This window comes from bacterium, from assembly GCA_024226335.1.
In the GTDB taxonomy this organism is placed as follows: domain Bacteria; phylum Myxococcota_A; class UBA9160; order SZUA-336; family SZUA-336; genus JAAELY01.
Genome location: JAAELY010000121.1, coordinates 1 through 664 on the forward strand (window position 1 = coordinate 1; position 664 = coordinate 664).

Annotated in this window: 1 protein-coding gene; it reads left to right on the forward strand. The window is 60.5% G+C overall.

Annotated elements, in window-relative coordinates; genetic code table 11:
- Positions 1-194: 194 nt before the first annotated feature.
- The coding region (locus GY725_05650; GenBank protein MCP4003661.1) for a transposase at positions 195-664 on the forward strand (470 nt) is incomplete at its 3' end.

Consider the following 664-nt stretch of genomic DNA (forward strand, 5'->3'; position numbering starts at 1 on the left):
ATGATTACACCACGAGCTATATCCATCTCCTTCGCCATCAGTTCAAGCACGGCAAGCTTGATTTCGCCGAACCGCCGACCGAGGGCACAACCCGGCGCCGACGTGTCAGCGCCGAGGTACGCCAGAAGATTCGCTCCTGGCGGGAGCGAAAGCTTTCCGCAGTCGAGATCACAGAACTGCTCTTGGAAGACGGGGTGGAGATCTCGGTGCGCACCGTGGAGCGCGTGCTGGCCGAAGAAGGCTTCGCGAAGCTGCCGCGACGCACTCGCCTGAAAATCGGTATGACCGTGCAGGGCGCGGAGATACCCGAGAAGTCGCAGAAGATGGTACCGGATGAACTGGATGGGCAGCGGTTCGACTCACCTGCGGCCGGGGTGTTTCTGTTTGCGCCGTTTCTGGCGCAGCTGGGGTTCCCGGAGATTGTTGAGGCCGCTCGGTTGCCGGGTAGCCGGCAGATTCCAGCGTTGAGCTACTTGCTGTCCTTTCTGGCGTTGAAGCTGCTGGGAACCGAGCGCTATGCGCATGTGGGCGAGCATGGCTTCGATCCCGGTCTCGGACTGTTCGCCGGCTTGAACGTGCTGCCCAAGTGCACAGCGATGTCGAGCTATTCCTACGCTTTGGATGATGTGCACCTGCAGCGATTGCAGGAGGCATTCATCACGCA